The 2,054-nt window shown below is 48.7% G+C and carries 1 rRNA gene; it reads right to left on the bottom strand.

Features of this window, described 5'->3' with window-relative positions:
* Positions 1-105: 105 nt before the first annotated feature.
* Positions 106-1,669, bottom strand: a 16S ribosomal RNA gene (locus CP366_RS10280).
* Positions 1,670-2,054 lie beyond the last annotated feature (385 nt).

The raw sequence follows: 2,054 nt of genomic DNA, 5'->3' as shown, positions 1-2,054 counted from the left end.
TTTGAGGTACTACCCTCAAAACTAAACAAAGTTTCTCAGTGTGCTTCCGCTTGCTCTGGATACTTCTCTTAGCATTCCTGCTCTCCATATCCTTCGCTTCCTTAGAAAGGAGGTGATCCAGCCGCAGGTTCTCCTACGGCTACCTTGTTACGACTTCACCCCAGTCATCTGCCCTGCCTTAGACGGCTCCTTCCCGAAGGTTAGGCCACCGGCTTTGGGCATTGCAGACTCCCATGGTGTGACGGGCGGTGTGTACAAGGCCCGGGAACGTATTCACCGCGGCGTGCTGATCCGCGATTACTAGCGATTCCAGCTTCGTGCAGTCGAGTTGCAGACTGCAGTCCGAACTGAGAACAGCTTTCAGAGATTCGCTTGCCTTCGCAGGCTCGCTTCTCGTTGTACTGCCCATTGTAGCACGTGTGTAGCCCAGGTCATAAGGGGCATGATGACTTGACGTCATCCCCACCTTCCTCCGGTTTGTCACCGGCAGTCTCATTAGAGTGCCCAACTTAATGCTGGCAACTAATAACAAGGGTTGCGCTCGTTGCGGGACTTAACCCAACATCTCACGACACGAGCTGACGACAGCCATGCACCACCTGTCTTAGCGTCCCCGAAGGGAACTTTGTATCTCTACAAATGGCACTAGATGTCAAGACCTGGTAAGGTTCTTCGCGTTGCTTCGAATTAAACCACATGCTCCACCGCTTGTGCGGGCCCCCGTCAATTCCTTTGAGTTTCAACCTTGCGGTCGTACTCCCCAGGCGGAGTGCTTAATGCGTTAGCTGCAGCACTGAGAGGCGGAAACCTCCCAACACTTAGCACTCATCGTTTACGGCATGGACTACCAGGGTATCTAATCCTGTTCGCTACCCATGCTTTCGAGCCTCAGCGTCAGTTGCAGACCAGAGAGCCGCCTTCGCCACTGGTGTTCTTCCATATATCTACGCATTCCACCGCTACACATGGAGTTCCACTCTCCTCTTCTGCACTCAAGAAAAACAGTTTCCGATGCAGTTCCTCGGTTAAGCCGAGGGCTTTCACATCAGACTTATTCTTCCGCCTGCGCTCGCTTTACGCCCAATAAATCCGGACAACGCTTGCCACCTACGTATTACCGCGGCTGCTGGCACGTAGTTAGCCGTGACTTTCTGGTTGATTACCGTCAAATAAAGGCCAGTTACTACCTCTATCCTTCTTCACCAACAACAGAGCTTTACGATCCGAAAACCTTCTTCACTCACGCGGCGTTGCTCCATCAGACTTGCGTCCATTGTGGAAGATTCCCTACTGCTGCCTCCCGTAGGAGTTTGGGCCGTGTCTCAGTCCCAATGTGGCCGATCAGTCTCTCAACTCGGCTATGCATCATCGCCTTGGTAAGCCTTTACCTTACCAACTAGCTAATGCACCGCGGGGCCATCCCATAGCGACAGCTTACGCCGCCTTTTAAAAGCTGATCATGCGATCTGCTTTCTTATCCGGTATTAGCACCTGTTTCCAAGTGGTATCCCAGACTATGGGGCAGGTTCCCCACGTGTTACTCACCCATCCGCCGCTCGCTTTCCTAACGTCATTACCGAAGTAAATCTGTTAGTTCCGCTCGCTCGACTTGCATGTATTAGGCACGCCGCCAGCGTTCGTCCTGAGCCAGGATCAAACTCTCATTTTAAAAAGTTTGAATGATTGCTCATTCCTTATTTAAGATCTTTGTCTCAAATTTATTGCTTGCGAATTGACTTCGCTTCTTGTTTGGGTTTTTACACCCGCACACTTTTAGCGAAACTTTGTTCAGTTTTCAAAGTACTACCTCTGTCTTGCTTTTTTTGTAAAGCAGACAGCTTTTATATTTTATCAAACCATCATTTCTTTGTCAAGAACTTTTTTGATTTGTTTTTTCGTCTTGCTCAAGTTTTTTTCGCTTTTGCCTGACGACATTTAAATATATTACCAGCTTATTTACTTCTTTGCAAGTACTTTTTTCTTTTTATTTGTTTTCTTTCCTTACATGTCTGTTTTTAAGCTCTCGTCGCATCTCTCGAAGCGACTTTATTAAT

Source organism: Lactobacillus sp. UMNPBX15, from assembly GCF_002553785.1.
GTDB lineage: Bacteria > Bacillota > Bacilli > Lactobacillales > Lactobacillaceae > Lactobacillus > Lactobacillus crispatus.
Note: the sequence above shows the minus strand (reverse complement) of the source record. Positions and strands in the feature narration are given on the sequence as shown.